Annotated in this window: 16 protein-coding genes and 3 tRNA genes; 14 read left to right on the top strand and 5 right to left on the bottom strand. The window is 43.3% G+C overall.

The window, feature by feature from the left end; translation table 11 throughout:
• From mfd to AABI08_RS03690, 9 genes are all read left to right on the top strand, one after another.
• Entirely contained in the window at positions 1-3,540 is a 3,540-nt protein-coding gene (gene mfd / locus AABI08_RS03730) for a transcription-repair coupling factor (RefSeq protein WP_338343553.1), read from the top strand.
• On the top strand, positions 3,530-3,802 hold the full coding sequence (locus tag AABI08_RS03725) for an RNA-binding S4 domain-containing protein (protein ID WP_338343552.1): 273 nt from the start codon (positions 3,530-3,532) through the stop codon (positions 3,800-3,802). The genes mfd and AABI08_RS03725 overlap by 11 nt, the downstream gene beginning before the upstream one ends.
• Before the next feature lie 77 nt (positions 3,803-3,879).
• Positions 3,880-4,272, top strand: coding sequence for an FtsB family cell division protein (locus AABI08_RS03720; protein WP_338343551.1), 393 nt, complete (start codon positions 3,880-3,882; stop codon positions 4,270-4,272).
• A 66-nt stretch (positions 4,273-4,338) separates the two neighbouring features.
• Positions 4,339-5,646: a tRNA lysidine(34) synthetase TilS gene (gene tilS / locus AABI08_RS03715; RefSeq protein WP_338343550.1), complete on the top strand. Its 1,308-nt coding sequence runs from the start codon at positions 4,339-4,341 to the stop codon at positions 5,644-5,646.
• Complete coding sequence (gene hpt, locus AABI08_RS03710) at positions 5,646-6,182, top strand: hypoxanthine phosphoribosyltransferase (protein ID WP_338343549.1); 537 nt, start codon at positions 5,646-5,648, stop codon at positions 6,180-6,182. The genes tilS and hpt overlap by 1 nt, the downstream gene beginning before the upstream one ends.
• A 62-nt stretch (positions 6,183-6,244) precedes the next feature.
• The gene (gene ftsH, locus AABI08_RS03705) at positions 6,245-8,323 is read left to right on the top strand and encodes an ATP-dependent zinc metalloprotease FtsH (RefSeq protein WP_338343548.1); all 2,079 of its coding nucleotides are present in this window, start codon (positions 6,245-6,247) and stop codon (positions 8,321-8,323) included.
• A 73-nt stretch (positions 8,324-8,396) separates the two neighbouring features.
• The gene (hslO, locus tag AABI08_RS03700; RefSeq protein ID WP_338343547.1) at positions 8,397-9,347 is read left to right on the top strand and encodes an Hsp33 family molecular chaperone HslO; all 951 of its coding nucleotides are present in this window, start codon (positions 8,397-8,399) and stop codon (positions 9,345-9,347) included.
• A gap of 132 nt (positions 9,348-9,479) precedes the next feature.
• Positions 9,480-10,967, top strand: coding sequence for a lysine--tRNA ligase (gene lysS / locus AABI08_RS03695; protein ID WP_338343546.1), 1,488 nt, complete (start codon positions 9,480-9,482; stop codon positions 10,965-10,967).
• 77 nt (positions 10,968-11,044) lie between these two features.
• A tRNA-Asn gene (locus AABI08_RS03690) sits at positions 11,045-11,117 on the top strand.
• Positions 11,118-11,258: 141 nt separating this feature from the next.
• Here the strand turns inward: AABI08_RS03690 and AABI08_RS03685 are convergent.
• The gene (locus tag AABI08_RS03685; protein ID WP_338343545.1) at positions 11,259-11,828 is read right to left on the bottom strand and encodes an NADPH-dependent F420 reductase; all 570 of its coding nucleotides are present in this window, start codon (positions 11,826-11,828) and stop codon (positions 11,259-11,261) included.
• A 192-nt stretch (positions 11,829-12,020) separates the two neighbouring features.
• On the opposite strand from AABI08_RS03685, the gene AABI08_RS03680 reads away from it, so the two are divergent.
• Positions 12,021-12,093: transfer RNA gene (locus AABI08_RS03680), tRNA-Asn, on the top strand.
• 4 nt (positions 12,094-12,097) lie between these two features.
• A tRNA-Thr gene (locus tag AABI08_RS03675) sits at positions 12,098-12,170 on the top strand.
• A 151-nt stretch (positions 12,171-12,321) separates the two neighbouring features.
• On the opposite strand, the gene AABI08_RS03670 is transcribed toward AABI08_RS03675, so the two are convergent.
• The 3 genes from AABI08_RS03670 to AABI08_RS03660 all read right to left on the bottom strand — a co-directional run bounded on the left by AABI08_RS03670 (position 12,322) and on the right by AABI08_RS03660 (position 15,037).
• Positions 12,322-13,356 (bottom strand): tyrosine-type recombinase/integrase, encoded by a 1,035-nt coding sequence (locus AABI08_RS03670; protein WP_338344322.1) that lies wholly within the window; start codon positions 13,354-13,356, stop codon positions 12,322-12,324.
• An 80-nt stretch (positions 13,357-13,436) separates the two neighbouring features.
• Complete coding sequence (locus AABI08_RS03665) at positions 13,437-14,279, bottom strand: SHOCT domain-containing protein (RefSeq protein ID WP_338344321.1); 843 nt, start codon at positions 14,277-14,279, stop codon at positions 13,437-13,439.
• A gap of 74 nt (positions 14,280-14,353) precedes the next feature.
• Positions 14,354-15,037, bottom strand: coding sequence for a LexA family transcriptional regulator (locus tag AABI08_RS03660; RefSeq protein ID WP_338344320.1), 684 nt, complete (start codon positions 15,035-15,037; stop codon positions 14,354-14,356).
• 169 nt (positions 15,038-15,206) lie between these two features.
• On the opposite strand from AABI08_RS03660, the gene AABI08_RS03655 reads away from it, so the two are divergent.
• Genes AABI08_RS03655 through AABI08_RS03645 form a run of 3 tightly spaced genes read left to right on the top strand, consistent with a single transcriptional unit; the run spans position 15,207 to position 16,478 of the window.
• Positions 15,207-15,449 carry a helix-turn-helix domain-containing protein gene (locus AABI08_RS03655; protein ID WP_338344318.1) on the top strand — a complete coding sequence of 81 codons (243 nt, stop codon included), beginning with the start codon at positions 15,207-15,209 and terminating at the stop codon, positions 15,447-15,449.
• 11 nt (positions 15,450-15,460) lie between these two features.
• Entirely contained in the window at positions 15,461-16,174 is a 714-nt protein-coding gene (locus AABI08_RS03650) for an ORF6C domain-containing protein (RefSeq protein WP_338344316.1), read from the top strand.
• A 10-nt stretch (positions 16,175-16,184) separates the two neighbouring features.
• Positions 16,185-16,478: a hypothetical protein gene (locus AABI08_RS03645; RefSeq protein ID WP_338344314.1), complete on the top strand. Its 294-nt coding sequence runs from the start codon at positions 16,185-16,187 to the stop codon at positions 16,476-16,478.
• On the opposite strand, the gene AABI08_RS03640 is transcribed toward AABI08_RS03645, so the two are convergent.
• Positions 16,465-16,740, bottom strand: coding sequence for a hypothetical protein (locus AABI08_RS03640; RefSeq protein WP_047975602.1), 276 nt, complete (start codon positions 16,738-16,740; stop codon positions 16,465-16,467). The genes AABI08_RS03645 and AABI08_RS03640 overlap by 14 nt on opposite strands.
• Position 16,741 lies beyond the last annotated feature (1 nt).

The raw sequence follows: 16,741 nt of genomic DNA, 5'->3' as shown, positions 1-16,741 counted from the left end.
ATGACGTTAACAAAATATTTAACGAACAATGAAACAATTACAAAATTAACCGAACAACAAAAGTCTGGCGAGCGCCAGCTTTTTTTGGGTGTGAATGGGGCAGCAAAGGCGGCCTCGTTGGCAGCGATTTATGAACGGCGACCACAGCCAATTTTGGTACTGACTGATACCCAGGCTCACTTAGAGGATTTGGCGAATGACCTGGCTGATTTAGTAGCAGAAGAGGATCTTTATCGGTTTTCGGCTGAAGAGGCACTGGCGACCGAACTTGCCGTTTCGTCTAATTCCTTTGTGACTGACCGGGTGGAGGCTTTAACGGGTTTGGCCATTGGACAGCCAGGAATTTATCTGACGAATTTGGCAGCCTTTGTTCGTTATGAGCCGCAGGTGGCTGATTTCACGAATGCACAAATGCGCTTGAAGGTTGGGGAAAGTTATGACTTTCAGGATTTGAAGGCACGGTTGGTGACTCTGGGTTACCGCTTGGTTGTCCGGGTGGAAAATCCAGGAGAATACGCCCAGCGGGGTTCTATCTTTGATGTCTTCCCACCAACGGCCGACAATCCCTACCGTCTTGATTTTTTTGACGATGAATTGGATATGATTAAGACCTTTAATCCATCCAGTCAAAAGAGTGCCGATTCGGTGACGGGGGTGACGGTCTTGCCGGCGACTGATTTGGTGATTGATCAAGAGCGCTATCAGGCTGGTAAAGAACGCCTGGAGGAGGCCTTTTCGACTTATCGGAAGGGTTTGCCGGGAGTGGAGAAAAAACACGCCACGGAGGGCTTTGATAGCACGCAGACGGCACTTAATGAGGGCCGCCGGGATCAATCGATTCTGCCTTATGCTCAGTATTTTTTTCAAGAGAAGACAACGCTGATTGATTATTTGGGTCAAGAAGGATTATTTGTTGTTGATGACTTTGCTCGCCTGCAGGAAAGTGCCTTATCGCAAAATACCCTTGACCAGGAATGGCTTGACCAGCAGGTTGAGACTTACCAGATTGTGCCGCCACTGGCCATCAAGGATGACCTGGAGGCCATTTTGGGTCGGGTTCACCAGGCCGAACTTTATCTGGCCAACTTTCAGCGCGGTTTGAATAAGTTAACGTTTGCCCACCTGGAAGAAATTACTTCCAGGCCAGCAAACCAATATTATGGTCAAATTCCCGCTCTTTTACCGGATTTGCAGTTTGCCCAAGACCGCGGGATGACGATGGTGCTCTTAATTAGTGACCGTGACCGGGCGCAAAACTTTGTGGCAACACTGAAGGACCATGATTTGACGGTACCCATTAATCGCGAAATTCAGGCCAACCAGGTCCAAATTATTATTGGTAACTTGGGGGCCGGCTTTGAGTGGCCTAAGAGTCATTTAACGGTCTTAACCGAACGCGAATTGTTTGATAAGGCGCGGAAGCCAGTGGCCCGTCGGTCCCGGAAGATGGCAAATGCCGAACGCTTGAAGTCCTATAATGAGCTTCAGGTTGGTGACTATGTTGTCCATATCAACCATGGAATCGGTCAGTATCAGGGCTTGCAAAGCCTCGAGGCCGATGGTGGTAAGCAGGACTATTTGGTCATTTTGTACCAAAAGAATGCTAAAATCTTTTTGCCAGTCACTCAGTTAAACCTGATTCAAAAGTATATTGGTGGATCAGATGCTGGTAAGAAACCCAAGATTAACAAATTGGGCGGGACCGAATGGCAAAAGACCAAGAAACAAGTTCAAAATAAAATTGAAGATATTGCCGACGAGCTGTTGGAGCTCTATGCCGAACGGGAAGCCAAGCAAGGTTATGCCTTTCCACCCGATGATACTGCTCAATTAAAGTTTGATACGGCCTTTCCTTATCCGGAAACGCCCGATCAGGTTCGCAGTATCGAAGAAATTAAGGCTGACATGCAGCGCTTGCGACCAATGGACCGACTATTAGTTGGGGATGTTGGTTTCGGTAAAACCGAAGTGGCACTGCGAGCGGTCTTCAAGGCGGCCCACGCAGGCAAGCAGGTTGCCTTTTTGGCACCAACGACGATTTTGGTTCAACAGCACTATGAGACCATGGTCGAACGCTTTGCTGATTTCCCAGAGATTCGGATTGGCCACTTGTCCCGCTTTCAAACGGCAGCCGAAAACAAGCAGACCATCCAGGCGTTAAAGGACCATGAACTGGATATCGTCGTTGGCACACACCGTCTGTTGAGTGCCGACGTGGCCTTTGCCGACCTTGGCCTACTGGTCATCGATGAGGAACAGCGCTTTGGTGTTAAGCACAAGGAAAAGTTAAAGCAAATCAGGACCAACGTCGATGTCTTGACGCTAACGGCCACGCCAATTCCGCGGACGCTGAACATGGCGATGGTTGGTGCCCGCGATTTGTCCGTGATTGAAACGCCACCATTGAACCGTTACCCCATTCAGACCTACGTTGTGGAACTTGATTGGACCTTGGTGCGCGATGTAATCGGCAAGGAATTGGCCCGTAATGGCCAGGTTTTCTACCTGCATAACCGAGTGGCTGACCTGGAACGGATTGCGGACCAGATTCAGGACTTGGTGCCCGATGCTCGGGTTGCAGTTATCCACGGCCAAATGTCAGAAGTCCAATTGGAAGGGATTCTCTATTCCTTCTTAAATCAGGAATTCGATGTCCTGGTAACAACCACGATTATTGAAACCGGGGTTGATATTCCTAATGCAAACACGTTAATTGTTGATAACGCCGATCATATGGGTCTGTCACAGCTTTATCAGCTTCGTGGTCGAGTCGGACGGTCAGCCCGACTAGCCTATGCCTACTTTACTTATCCATTCACACGAACACCAAGTGAAGAGGGGCAAAAGCGGCTGGAAGCTATTCGGGACTTTACGGAATTAGGTTCTGGTTTTAAAATTGCAATGCGGGACCTATCGATTCGAGGTGCCGGTGACCTGCTTGGGAAGCAGCAACACGGCTTTATCGATTCGGTCGGTTATGATTTGTATACTCAGATGCTCAAAGAGGCTGTTGCTGCAAAGCAGGGCCAGGCCAAGCCAGCAACGACAACGCAAACGGATGCCGAACTCATTTTGGGTGTATTGGCCTTCTTGCCGGATGACTATGTGGCGGATTCGGCCGAAAAGATTGACCTTTACCGTCAAATTCGTCAGGCAAAGTCGGATGAAGACTTTGAGAATGTTGAGTCGGATTTGATTGACCGCTTCGGTGACTTCCCGGATGAGGTTGGTCGCCTATTACTGGTTTCTCGAATCAAGAACTTGGCTGATTTGGCAGAGGTGACGCAAATCCGTCGCCAGCAAAATCAGGTCACGGTGCGCTTTGCTGAATCGATGACCAGCAAATTAGCTGGAGAAACGATTTTTCAAGCCTTGCAGGACGTCCCTTACAAGGCGGTGGTCGATGGCAAGCAGGCTCAGCTGGCCGTTACGTTAACCATTAATTTAAAAGAGGAGTCAGCATACTGGCTCAATAACCTGCGAAACTTCCTCTTGGTTGTTTTGCAACTGACAAAAAAGGATGAAATTGATGCGAATTGATAAGTTTTTAAAGCTCTCACGGATTATTAAGCGTCGGGCCGTTGCCAAGGATTTGGCTGACCAAGGGCGGATTGAAATCAACGATAAAAGGGCTAAGTCGGCTGCTAATGTTTCGACAAATGATCTAATCACGATTCATTTCGGGAATAAGACTTTGGTGGTCAAGGTTTTGAAGTTGGCCGAAATCGTTAAAAAAGACGAAGCACAGGACATGTATGAAGTTGTTTCCGAGTCCTATGAGCAAGATGACAAGGAAGATTAATTTTGTCTAAAGTCCGCTAATTCGCCTTGCAAGTTTGTTGCGAGTATGTCAAAATAATACTGATAAGGAGTGGGGCGATGGTAGAAAACGAGCACCGACAATCAAATATTCGACCGTTAAATGCCCGGATTGCCCAGCAGATTGCTGCTTCTGATGCCCGTCGTGAAGCGAGTCGTAGGCACTATGCCAAGGCTCACCACTTGCGTGAGCGCCGGATTGTTTTAGTTGGCCTTGCCGTGGCGGCGGTCTTTATGGTCCAGCTGGTACTGGGGCAGGTGCGGTTGCACGCTGCTAACCAGACGCTGACGAAGTCGGAACTTTCGCTTCAAGCCGTTCAAAAGGAAAATAAGTCCTTGAAAAAGACGTCCAATCAATTGAAGGACCCAACTTATTTGCAACAAATTTTGCGTGATAAGTATGGTTACTCGCGTAAGGACGAAACCATTTATAATTTACCAGACAAATCTTGATTGTTTGTCTAAAGCCACCCTGGATAAGGGTGGCTTTTTTTTGGTGACAATGGGTAAAATAAGACGATGAAGAAAACGATTGCGCAGACAATTAAAGAAAAAGAGTGGCCCCAAAAGGTAGTGGTAGCCGTTTCTGGTGGCCTTGATTCCATGACGCTCCTGGATTCATTGCATCGGTTTCGGCCGGATATCGACCTGGTCGTTGCCCATGTTAATTATCAACTGCGCGGTGCCGCTTCCGATGGCGATGAGGCTTTTGTGAAAAATCAGTGTCAAGACCGTCAAATTCCCTGTTACGTTAAAAAGGTGACCGCGCCCGGAAAAAGCGGCGTGGAGGCTTGGGCGCGAAAGGTGCGCTATGAATTTTTTGATCAAGTTGCCCAGGAAACGAGTTCCCAGGCTGTTGTTTTGGCCCAGCACCAGGATGACCAGGTGGAAACGCTGCTATTACAATTAATTCGAGGTGGTTTAGCCCAGCAGAAGTCGGGGATAATGGGCCGGTCTCAGTATTACTTGCGGCCCTTTCTTGATGTTGCCAAGAAGGAGTTGAAAAACTACGCTCAGGATAACCAGATTGATTGGCGGGAAGATGCGACGAATGCAGACCCTAGTTATACGGGCCGTAACCAGCTACGTCATGAAATTATTCCAGCCTTAACGGCCATTAATGCCAAAGCAAAAGACCATTTAGCTGATTTTGCTAAGCAGGAAGCTTCTGACCAGGCATTACTGCAAGAACAGACAAAGGCATTTCTTCCAACTTTCCAAGCCGATTTTCACCAGGTGCCAAAACCTTGGTGGAAGAAAACAATCTTACTGTGGTTGCAAAAGCAGGGTATCTATCAAGTTAAAAACGGACAAATGGTCGCCATTTTATCCCTATTAGCTAATGATCAAAAACCAAATGGCCAGGTTGATTTGGGGGATGGCTGGATAATGGTGAAGGCTTATTCGCAGGTTCAACTTATAAAAGAAGAAAAAACTGCAAAAAATGACCGAAAGCCCGAAGAACTTGTGTTAAAATTAGACCAATGGCAATTTTTTGACCGTAGCCAGCTTTTGTGGACCCAAAAAATCCCGCAAAAAGCTGATCAGGCCCTGATTTTACCCGAACATCTAGTGGGTGACTTGACGTTATCTTTGGCAAAAAAAGATGACCGTATCCCTCTGAAAAGTGGAACAAAATCAGTGCGACGGCTTTTGATTGACAAAAAAATTCCGGTCACATTACGGGAAAGGACCTGGTTGCTAAAAGATCAAAGTCAGACAGTTTTGGCTGTTTGGTTAGGTCAACAAAGCTGGTACCTGCCCGCCGGACGTGATCGTCCGAATGTAGCTAAGCAATGGTTAGTATGGCGAATTGAGGAAAATTAGTGAATAACGATATCGAAGAAGTATTATTTGACCAAGAACAGATCCACGAAGCAGCGGTCAGACTTGGTCAAACTATTACCAAAGACTATGCGGGGAGAAAGCCCCTTGTTTTGTCAGTGCTCAAAGGGGCTTACCTTTGGACGGCGGATTTGGTCCGTGAAATTGATTTGTACGTCGACTTAGAATTTATTAAGATTTCTTCCTACCATGGTGGGGTGACATCATCTAATGAAATTCAGTTGGTAACGGACGTTCAATCAGACGTCGCTGGCCGCGATGTCCTGATTTTAGAAGACATTGTTGATACTGGTCAGTCCTTGCGATTTTTGAAGGACTTACTTAAAGATCGTGGTGCTAACTCCGTGCAAGTCGCTACGTTCTTAGACAAAAAGGGTGGAAGAAAGATTGAAATCGATGCCGATTACGTTGGCTTCGATGTCCGCAACGAATTCGTTGTCGGCTATGGTTTAGACTACGCAGGTGTGTATCGCAACTTGCCATATGTTGGTATCCTGAAGAAGGATATTTATAGTTAACATCCATTTAATCTCAAACCCGTATAATTCATAGCAACTTTTATCAAGATTGAGGACTCCCGATGAAAAAAAATAACGGTGGCTTCTTTAGAAGCTCCTTTCTATATGTCATCATCTTCTTGGCGGTTATTGCTGGAATTTACTCACTAGTTGGTGGGTCAAATGGCGGAACAAAGACGCTATCATCGTCTGACTTCGTTAAGCAATTGTCCGACAAAGAGATTGACTCTTTCACAATCCAGCCTGGTAACGATGTTTACACAGTGACTGGAACTTATAAGAATAGCCAAAAGTCTTCATCGACTGGTCAAGGCTTGAATAGCCTTTTGGCAAATCAGACGACGACAACGAAGTTCTCAACTTCTGTCTTGGAAAATGATTCATCATTGAAGCAGATTACTGATTTGGCCAAGAAGACCAACACGGATATGACGACGAAGCCAGCACCATCTTCAGGCTTCTGGTTGAACTTGATTATTTCAATCGTGCCATTACTTTTGATTGTTGGTGTCTTTTACTTGATGATGTCCCAATCAAGCGGTAAGGGTGGTCAAGGCGGCATGATGGGGAACTTCGGTAAGTCAAAGGCTAAGCCTTCTGATCCGAAGGACAACAAGATTCGCTTTGAAAACGTCGCTGGTTCTGACGAAGAAAAGGAAGAACTGGTTGAAGTGGTTGAATTCTTGAAGTCACCAAAGAAGTTTGTGGACATGGGTGCCCGCATTCCAAAGGGTGTCTTACTTGAGGGCCCTCCCGGAACTGGTAAGACATTGCTAGCAAAGGCTGTTGCCGGTGAAGCTTCTGTACCATTCTTCTCAATGTCTGGTTCAGACTTCGTTGAAATGTTCGTTGGTGTTGGGGCTTCACGTGTTCGTGACTTGTTCGAACAAGCAAAGAAGGCTGCTCCTGCCATTATCTTTATTGATGAAATTGATGCCGTTGGCCGCCGTCGTGGTTCTGGCGTTGGCGGTGGCAACGATGAACGTGAACAGACGTTGAACCAAATCCTGATCGAAATGGATGGATTTGAAAACTCTGAAGGCGTTATCATCTTGGCATCAACCAACCGTTCTGACGTTTTGGATCCAGCCTTGCTTCGTTCAGGTCGTTTTGACCGAAAGATTTTAGTTGGCGCTCCTGACGTTAAGGGTCGTGAAGCAATCTTGAAGGTTCACGCCAAGAACAAGCCATTGGCACCAGCCGTTGATTTGAAGGCGATTGCCCACCAAACACCTGGCTATGTCGGGGCTGATTTGGAAAACTTGTTGAACGAAGCTGCTTTGTTGGCTGCTCGTCGCGACAAGAAGTTAATCGACTCTGCTGACTTGGATGAAGCTGAAGATCGAATCTTCCAGGGACCTGCTAAGGCAAACCGGGCAATGTCTGATTTGGAACGGAAGACAACTGCCTTCCACGAAGCCGGTCACGCCTTGGTTGGTTTGGTTAGTTCGAACGCTTCTGTTGTTCGGAAGGTCACGATTGTGCCACGTGGACGCATTGGTGGTTATGCTTTGATGACGCCAAAGACGGACCGTTACAACATCCGTTATTCAGAGGCCAAGGAACAATTGGCTGGTTTGATGGGTGGACGTGCAGCCGAATTGGTAACATTTAACGAAGCTTCATCTGGTGCTGCGAACGATTTCCAGCAGGCAACGAACTTGGCCCGTCAAATGGTGACGGCCTATGGAATGTCTGAAAAGTTGGGCATGGTTCAGCTTGAAGGAAATGCTTCTGTTGGTTATAGCGAACAAGGCGGTGCACAGTCATATTCAGACGAAACAGCTGCATTAATTGATGAAGAAGTTCGTCGTATTACTAAGGAAGCCTTTGAGGAAGCAACCAAGATTTTGACGGAACACAAGGATAAGTTGGCAGCGATTGCTAATGCCTTGTTGGATGTTGAATCATTGGATGAAAAGCAAATCAAGGACATCTACGAAACTGGTCACTTCACCAAGAAGGGTGAAGAAGACGAAGATGATGCTAAGTCATTTGATGAAACCAAGGCTTCTTTGGACCACAAAGAAGACGAAGTGGAAGATGAAGAGCAAAAGGGTGATGACAACCCAACAAAGCCTCTTGATCAAAATGATGACCAAGCAGAATCTGCAGACGATACGACCGATTCAGATAAATAAGTTTTTTTAAAAAAGTTGGCTTAGGCCGGCTTTTTCTTTTACAATAAAGACAAGAACAAATAAAGGAATTCTTATGTCAGATCAATTAATTAAGGTTATTACAAAAGATGAGGCTTTCCGTGCCTTTGCCATTGACGGGACAAAATTAGTCCAGGAAGCAGCAAGTGCGCACCATGCCTCACGGATTGCGACGGTTGTCCTCGGCCGGGCTTTACTAGCCACTGAAATCTTGGCTCAGGCAACCCTGAAGGGTGAAGAGCGTCTTGGTGTGAAGATGGACGGTAAGGGACCGATTGGTAACGTGGTGACGGAAGCGGACGCCCATGGGGCGGTTCGCGGTTACGTAACCAACCCTCAATTGGAACCAATCGTCAACGATGACGACAAGTTGAACGTAGCTGGTGCTGTCGGCAACCACGGTTCTTTCCAAGTGACGAAATTAGCACCCTATTCGAAGCCTTACCTCGGTCAATCAATTATTGTTTCAGGTGAAATCGGTGATGATTTCACCTATTATTTGACACAATCTGAACAGATTCCATCCGTAATTGGCGTCGGTGTGACGATGAATCCGGACGACACGGTCGCTTCTGCCGGTGGTTTTTTGGTCCAGGCATTGCCAGGAGCAACAGATGCCCAGTTGGATCAATTGGATGAGCATTTGAAGCAGATGACACCACTTTCGAAGTTATTGTCTGAAAAGAAGGGTCCTCTAGCAGTTTTGGATGACCTTTTGGGTAAGGATAACTATACGTCCTTGGCTTCTGTCGCGGTTGGTATCGCCGCTGAGCCACCAAAGGAAGCCTATGGTGAAATGTTAGCGACGTTGCCATCTCATGAAGTGCAGGCAATGATTGATGAAGATGGTGGGGCTGAAGTCGTGGGTCGTTTCTCAGGCAAGAAGCACTATTTTGAAGCTAATGAACTAGAAGGAATCTTAAGTAAGATTTTAAAGCGCGAAGCCGAAGCAGAAGAAAAAGATGATGAAAAATCAGCTTCCGATAACGAAAAAAATAAAGACTAACGGTTTTTAAAAAGCGGAAAAAGACGATGAGACGGGCAAACCAGGCGGTTTGCCCTTTTGTCTTGGCCGTTGTTTTGTTATACTGGAACAAGATAAATGAGCGAATATTCGCCGACAGGAAGGTAGATAGACATGGCTGAAGAAAAAGCCTTAAATGATCAAATGGTCGCCCGCCGCCAAAAGATGAAGGCGCTGGTTGATGATTTGAACATTGATCCATTTGGACATCGTTTTGACCGAGACGCTCTTGCAGCGGACCTCCACGAACAATACGATGGGAAAACACAAGAAGAGTTAGAAGCAAACCCTGTAGAGGTCATCATTGCTGGCCGCATGGTAGCCAAGCGTGGCGCCGGAAAGGTTATCTTTGCCGACGTCCGTGACCGCTCAGGTGAAATTCAAGTTTATGCTCGCCGTGATGACTTGGGTGATAACTATCCAATCATTAAGCGTGCTGATTTGGGTGACTTCTTAGGAATTAAGGGTCAGATGATGAAGACTGAGGCTGGTGAATTAACCATCTTGGTAACGCACTTGACTCACTTGTCAAAGGCCTTGCGTCCAATGCCCGATAAGTTCCACGGTATTTCAGATGTTGAAACTCGTTACCGTAAGCGTTACCTCGATTTGATTGCCAACAAGGAATCTTTGACTCGGTTCCAAAACCGTTCAAAGATTGTTTCGGCAATCCGGGCCTTTATGGATGGTCATGACTTCTTGGAAGTGGAAACACCAATCTTGCAAACGCAAGCCGGTGGTGCCGCCGCTAAGCCATTTATTACCCACCACAATGCCTTGAACATTGATATGTACATGCGAATTGCAACTGAATTGTATTTGAAGCGTTTGGTTGTTGGGGGTATGGAACGGGTTTATGAGATCGGTCGGATTTTCCGAAATGAAGGAATGGATCCAAAGCACAATCCTGAATTTACAACCTTGGAATCATATGCCGCTTATTGGGATTTCACAGACGTAATGGACGAAACGGAAGGCATCTTCCGCGCGGCCGCTAAGGTCGTTCATCCTGATTTGCAAGTGAACTATCAAGGCACTGATATTGATTTGTCAAAGCCATTTGCTCGTAAGCATATGGTTGACTTGATCAAGGAAAAGACTGGTGTTGATTTCTGGCCAGAAATGACGGTTGAAGAAGCTCGTCAATTGGCGGACGAGCACCATGTCAAGTACGAACAGTACTGGCAGGTTGGTCACATCATCAACGAATTCTTTGACAACTTTGTTGAAGATACGTTGGAACAGCCAACTTTCGTCTATGGCCACCCAGTGGAAGTTTCACCATTGGCCAAGAAGAATGCTGATGACCCACGCTTTACGGACCGATTTGAGCTGTATATCGTTGGTTCTGAATTTGCCAATGCCTTTACCGAATTGAACGATCCCATCGACCAGCGAGCTCGTTTTGAAGCACAAGCAGCTGAACGCGATAACGGTAATGACGAAGCCGAAGGGATTGATGAAGACTTCTTAGAGGCCTTGGAATACGGTATGCCACCTACAGGTGGTTTGGGAATTGGAATTGACCGTTTGGTCATGCTCTTAACGGATGCAGCTTCGATTCGCGACGTTGTCTTGTTCCCAACAATGCGTCCAGAATAATTTTTTATTTTACTAATAAATAGTTGACACGCTTGGCCCAATTTTGTATACTAATATAGTTGAGCCAAGCGCTTTATTCCGACTTAGCTCAGTTGGTAGAGCACCTGACTGTTAATCAGGTTGTCGCCGGTTCGAGCCCGGCAGTCGGAGTATTAAAAAGACCAGACAGAAATGTCTGGTCTTTTTTGAATTGAAAGTTGTTCTGATTTTTATTGTAAATGCGTCTTTCAGTCATCAACAAAAAAGAGCTGGATTAGTATCCAGCTCCGCAAAAACAATTTTTGAATAAGGTTATTTTACAACGGCAAAGCCACCAGTCCAAGCAATTTGCTTCGTCACGGCTAAGGTCATTTGCAAGAAACCAATCGATTCCAATTCACGGGCGCGACGCAAAGATCCGGCATCGACAACATCGAGGTCGCTGCCCTCAAAGGCTTTTTGCAACAATTCCTTACTATCTTTGTTATCACCGGCGGTCAAAACTTCAGTGGGATTGCTGCCGACCTTACCGGTTGTGATGTTGGCTGCAAAGATGGTATTAAAGGCCTTTAAGACATGACTGTCTGGTAAATCAGCCTGTAATTGAGCAGTCGCTGAAGAGTCAGCTGGGACATCCAGGCTGTCAAAAGTTTTAAAATTAACAGGGTTAGTGGTTTCAACAATTGTTTTTCCGGCAAATTTTTGCTGGTATTCTTTGGCGATGCTTGCCAAAGCAACATAGGGGACAGCCAAGATAACTAAATCGGCTACCGTGTCCGCCTTATGTTCGGTTGTCACATAGTCGACTTGGTTGCCGGCTTTTTCTAATTGGGCACCAACGGCTGAACCAATATTTCCTTTACCAAAAACAGTAACATTCATGTGAAGTCTCCTTTTCTATCCGGTTATGCCTACATTGTAAGGCGGCACTTTGTCAGTGTCAAAGGATGGCCTTGAATGCTGGTCTAGGCTTAGCCTGATTTTTAAAAAAATTAGTAAAATAATGTGTGAAAATGATTGACAGCCCCCGCTGTAAATGGCATAATGTAATAGTTGTTTTAAACGACAAATCATTCCGACTTAGCTCAGTTGGTAGAGCACCTGACTGTTAATCAGGTTGTCGCCGGTTCGAGCCCGGCAGTCGGAGTTATGCCGATGTAGCTCAGTTGGTAGAGCACGGGTATCGTAAACCTGGGGTCGAAGGTTCAAATCCTTTCGTCGGCATTTTCATAAAATATCACACAAAATTAAAAACCGCTATCTAGTCGCATTAACGTGATTAGGTAGCGGTTTTTGTTTATTTCGTTTTAATATAAAAATACTAATAATTACCAATAATTATAAATAAAGTGTGATAAAAGTGTGATAAATTCTATCAATCAAAAAGAGCAACGGTTTTTTGCTCTTGAGGTTTTTTCTCCAAAATCAAAAGGTGGGTGTAAATTTTCTGCGTGATTGAAATATCACGGTGGCCAAGTCGTTGAGATACATAATTAATTGATACGCCATTACTGATCAAAAATGAGCCATGAGAATGCCGAAGAGCGTGGAACGTGATTGGCTTTATATTGATTTCTTTGGCTATCTTTTTCAAAGTTCGATTTATCCAGTTGTTACTAGCAGTAATAATTCGCCCAGACTTACCTTGTACCACATTTAATAATTTGTCATCTACTGCTATCACTCGTCTACTGGATTCTGTCTTGGTGCTCTTGATACGTCCATTAGGGTCAATTGATTTGTTAATCGTTAGCTCTTTTGTTTCTTGATTGAAATCCTCATAATTTAGAGCCATTATTTCGCCAATTCGTGCGCCTGTATGAATGCCAATGTAAATTGCTAAATAGGCGTTTTTATCCAATTTATTTTCAACAAAGTGTTCCAATTTCAAAAAATCATCTGCCTCTAAGTATTTTGAATCGGAAGGACGCCCTTTTTGGCCCACTAAATTAATCAGGATGGTAGGGTCTTTTTTAATAGCGCCATCAGCATAGGCATTTTTAAGACACTGAGTTAAGTGGTTTTTTCGCTTGGCAACGGTTTGCTTGCTGTGGTCAGCTCCGTAAATGTTAATGAACTTTTGAAATTCGGTGCGATCAAAGTCAACCAATTTCATTTTAGGAATTAATTTTTTAATTACTGATAACGTTGACTTGTATTGGTGCACAGTTGAAAATTCTTTATCAAATTTGTAACTGGTATACCACTGTTCAAAGTAGTCAGCTAACAGCATTTTTTTATATTTATTTTCTTTTGAATCGTGGTTAGTTGTTAGCTGTTGCGCTATCCATAATTGAGCTTCTTTTTTAGTGTCTTTCGTTTTTGAAAGTTGGACAGATTTGCCATCAATCTTGACTCGAACACGTGCCCAGTATCTTCCAGTGGATGTTTTTTCAATACTTCCTGCCATATTTTTGCTCCTTTCTGAAAATTGGCACAAAGAAAAAGGCTTGCGCCTTATAAGTGTATGTATGCCCAAGAGGGCGTTTATTAGATACCTAATATTTGCTTCTTTTTAGCTGTAAACTCTTCTTCAGTAATGACACCATCATCTAGTAGTTCTTTTAGTTTAGTTAAATTATTTAATTCGTTGTTGTTAGACATGATAGTTTTTTTATTGTCTCTTTGATTTGAACTGATAATTCCGTTTAGATGCAAATATAACGAATCAGCAATTTTTATTTGACTATCTATTCCTGAAAAAATGATTGTATATAAATATCCTGATGTGAACCTAATTGAAAAAGTAATTGATTTTATTCGATGATTTTCAACTGAATTACTTTTTGCAGTCCCAGAACCAATAATAGCTCCAACTGGACCAGCAATAGCATTACCTGCAATTGCTCTTGTGATACCGTGTTTTTTATTTGTTTTATAAGAAACATCTTCATCAATATTACGTTCAAACGTTTCAAGTTCAGAGTATTTAAAAATTTTATACCAATTTTGATTGTTTTTTGTTAAAAGAATTTGTTTATTATCATCACGTAAAAATACATTTGAATATATTGATCCGTGAATAGTAAATTCATTTTTTACATCTTTAAATTTTTCTTCTTGTTCATTTTTAATTTGTATTTCATTTTCTTTTTCGACTGAAGCCCTCTCTAACTGAATACGTGTACTAAACTTTTCTTTATTTTCAATTAGTCTTTTTAAATCTTCAATGTGAGACAGCAATAATGATTGCTTTGTTTCTGAATCAATTTTAGTTATACCTAGTTTTTTGACACAATCAATACAAATCCTCCTGATGTAATCAAGTCTAACTTTATTTACTTTATAACTACGAAAAATTTTTAATTTATTGCCACAAATTGCACAATTCATATAAATTACCTCCAAAAAATATACCGTTTAACGTGGTTCAGCCTTGCACGTAATATGTACACCGCTTGTGCGGTTTAAAGAATGACAATTCCAAAAATTGAGAACTCGTGCTGTTCATTAACTGGCATGTCATTGTACTTCTTGTTTAAAGATACAAGACGGCAACCGTTGTTGTCATGCACAAACTTCTTAACATATGCTTGACCATCATAGTCAGCAATGACAATCTGCCCTGAACGAGCTTCCTGTGCCTTCTTAACGAAGATGATTTGTTTATCATCGAACAGGGGAGTCATCGAGTCACCATTAACAGTAACGGCGAAGTCGTGTTCTGGAACAGTGCCACTGTAGTCAACTTCTTCAGGTTGATTATCGACCATGTATTCACCCGTACCGGCAGATACAGCACCATACACTTCAACAGTGTTGGTCGTTGGCATTTGAACAACTTTGTTTTGTTCTTCTAATTGGTCGTTAGCGTAATTATATACATTTGTCTGACGATTTGGATTCAACTTTTCATAAACGGATATTAACTCATTATGACTAACGCCAACTCCCAATATATATTCAGGAGTAAGTCCAAGAACTCTTGCAAAATCATTAACTCTATTAAGAGGAAACTCTCTTGTTCCATTGAAATATCTTGAAATTGCTGATTTAGCCATGTCTACTTGGCGAGCTAATTCACTCATAGATATATTTTTTTCATTTGTTCTATCTTTTAAAATAGAAATGATTTCTTGATTAGTTCTCATTATATGTACCTCTCGAATCAATAACCAAATTATAGCACCGTTCCCGTTTGGATACAATAATATTGATAAAAAAAGCAAAAATATTTTTTTTTGACAAAATTGTTGACAAACGAGAACGGACATAATAATATATTAGTGTACCCGAAAGGGAACGGAAAGGAGGATAGATATGATTGTTAATCTTAATCGTTTGAAGGCTGAGCGAGTAGCAGCAGGATTCACGCAAGACGAAATGGCAGAACGAATGGGATGGAAAACCCGTTCACCGTATGCTAAACGAGAATCAGGAATTATTCCAATTGGAGCAGATGAGTTAGCTAAGGCTGCTGAAATTCTTGGTTATGATTCAGGAACACTTGGTATTTTTTTTACAACAAACGTTCCCAATAGAGAACAAAATCAACCAGCATAAAGGAGGCCAACATGGCAAACGAAGTAAAAGCTTTCAACTTCGAAAGTAATGAAGTGCGAACGGTGCTTATTGATAACGAACCATGGTTCGTAGGGAAAGATGTAGCAACAACCCTCGGGTATAAGAGAACAGCGGACGCTATCAGTTCTCATGTTGATGAAGATGACAAGCTGGGTCGGCGTTTCACCGACTCAGGTCAAACACGCGAAATGGTAATGATTAATGAATCTGGTGTTTATGCTCTTATCTTTGGTAGCAAGCTAAATAGTGCTAAGCGTTTTAAAAAGTGGGTCACATCAGAAGTCCTGCCAAGCATTCGCAAGACTGGTAGCTATTCAGTTCAAAAAGACCCAATGGCTATCTTAGCAACAACTTTCGAAGCATTGAAACAGCAGGAAGATAAGCAGAATCAGTTGGAACAACGCTTAGACAAGTTTGAAGACGATCAGGAAATTCGCAGTTGGGAACAATCAGAACTGTTGCAGTTGCGCCGCAATCGAGTATTTGCAATCTTGGGTGGAAAGTACAGCCAAGCATACAAAGAACTTTCTAGCGAAGTATTTCATGCGATTGCCAAAGATTTCAAGCAACAGTTCAGTGTTCCACGTTATAACGCACTGCCACGCAAGTATTTTGAAGATGGCAAGCGCTTCTTGATTAATTGGGAACCGAATAATTTGCTTGAATTAGCGATTCGTGGAGCTAACCAAGAGCAGACGGCTTAAAGGAGAAAGCATGAACGAAAAACAAGAACTCTCTCAAGAATTAGAGAACATTAAAAATATGTTCGACATTATCGATGTAAATAAAAAGAGCAGTGCTGATACACTACTCTCCACTTCTGCAAGAATTATTCATTTAGCAAACAAAGTTACAGAATACCAACTAGAGATAGATGCAAAAGAGACAGACGATAAGGCTGACTCAAATGTTATTCAGGAAAACTACTTTAGAGGTATGAACTTTAATGGTGACCCTGAACTAGCTTCGATTCTGAATGAATTGGCTAAGCGAATTACAAGTCGTTAAACAAGTTGCGCTTGTAATCTGAATCATAACTTGAATAAAAGTCGTGGACATCAAGTACAAAAAAATCACGGGGAGGATTCATCTCTAAAAATTCATGAGAAAAATCATTTAATGACATTTTTGTTTTGATAACGATTAGTTCACCGGTTAGCTGAAGCCAATTTCCTTGTCCGACCAAGTCTTCAAGTAAACCACGAGACTCAATGCTTTTTTCATCAGACCCATTCAAAGGCATATTAAAATACACAATAAATTTATTCATA

Source organism: Fructobacillus evanidus, from assembly GCF_963580165.1.
GTDB classification, from domain to species: Bacteria; Bacillota; Bacilli; order Lactobacillales; family Lactobacillaceae; genus Fructobacillus; species Fructobacillus evanidus.
This window is presented reverse-complemented; position numbering and strand designations above follow the sequence as displayed.

What these genes read in the sequence shown, in the direction of transcription:
- AABI08_RS03670 (WP_338344322.1), bottom strand. Translation starts at nt 13,356, where the DNA reads ATGGCAGGAAGTATTGAAAAAACATCCACTGGAAGATACTGGGCACGT.
- AABI08_RS03655 (WP_338344318.1), top strand. Translation starts at nt 15,207, where the DNA reads ATGATTGTTAATCTTAATCGTTTGAAGGCTGAGCGAGTAGCAGCAGGA.
- AABI08_RS03720 (WP_338343551.1), top strand. Translation starts at nt 3,880, where the DNA reads ATGGTAGAAAACGAGCACCGACAATCAAATATTCGACCGTTAAATGCC.
- AABI08_RS03665 (WP_338344321.1), bottom strand. Translation starts at nt 14,279, where the DNA reads ATGAATTGTGCAATTTGTGGCAATAAATTAAAAATTTTTCGTAGTTAT.
- tilS (WP_338343550.1), top strand. Translation starts at nt 4,339, where the DNA reads ATGAAGAAAACGATTGCGCAGACAATTAAAGAAAAAGAGTGGCCCCAA.
- ftsH (WP_338343548.1), top strand. Translation starts at nt 6,245, where the DNA reads ATGAAAAAAAATAACGGTGGCTTCTTTAGAAGCTCCTTTCTATATGTC.
- lysS (WP_338343546.1), top strand. Translation starts at nt 9,480, where the DNA reads ATGGCTGAAGAAAAAGCCTTAAATGATCAAATGGTCGCCCGCCGCCAA.
- AABI08_RS03725 (WP_338343552.1), top strand. Translation starts at nt 3,530, where the DNA reads ATGCGAATTGATAAGTTTTTAAAGCTCTCACGGATTATTAAGCGTCGG.
- mfd (WP_338343553.1), top strand. Translation starts at nt 1, where the DNA reads ATGACGTTAACAAAATATTTAACGAACAATGAAACAATTACAAAATTA.
- AABI08_RS03640 (WP_047975602.1), bottom strand. Translation starts at nt 16,740, where the DNA reads ATGAATAAATTTATTGTGTATTTTAATATGCCTTTGAATGGGTCTGAT.
- AABI08_RS03645 (WP_338344314.1), top strand. Translation starts at nt 16,185, where the DNA reads ATGAACGAAAAACAAGAACTCTCTCAAGAATTAGAGAACATTAAAAAT.
- AABI08_RS03650 (WP_338344316.1), top strand. Translation starts at nt 15,461, where the DNA reads ATGGCAAACGAAGTAAAAGCTTTCAACTTCGAAAGTAATGAAGTGCGA.
- AABI08_RS03685 (WP_338343545.1), bottom strand. Translation starts at nt 11,828, where the DNA reads ATGAATGTTACTGTTTTTGGTAAAGGAAATATTGGTTCAGCCGTTGGT.
- hslO (WP_338343547.1), top strand. Translation starts at nt 8,397, where the DNA reads ATGTCAGATCAATTAATTAAGGTTATTACAAAAGATGAGGCTTTCCGT.
- AABI08_RS03660 (WP_338344320.1), bottom strand. Translation starts at nt 15,037, where the DNA reads ATGAGAACTAATCAAGAAATCATTTCTATTTTAAAAGATAGAACAAAT.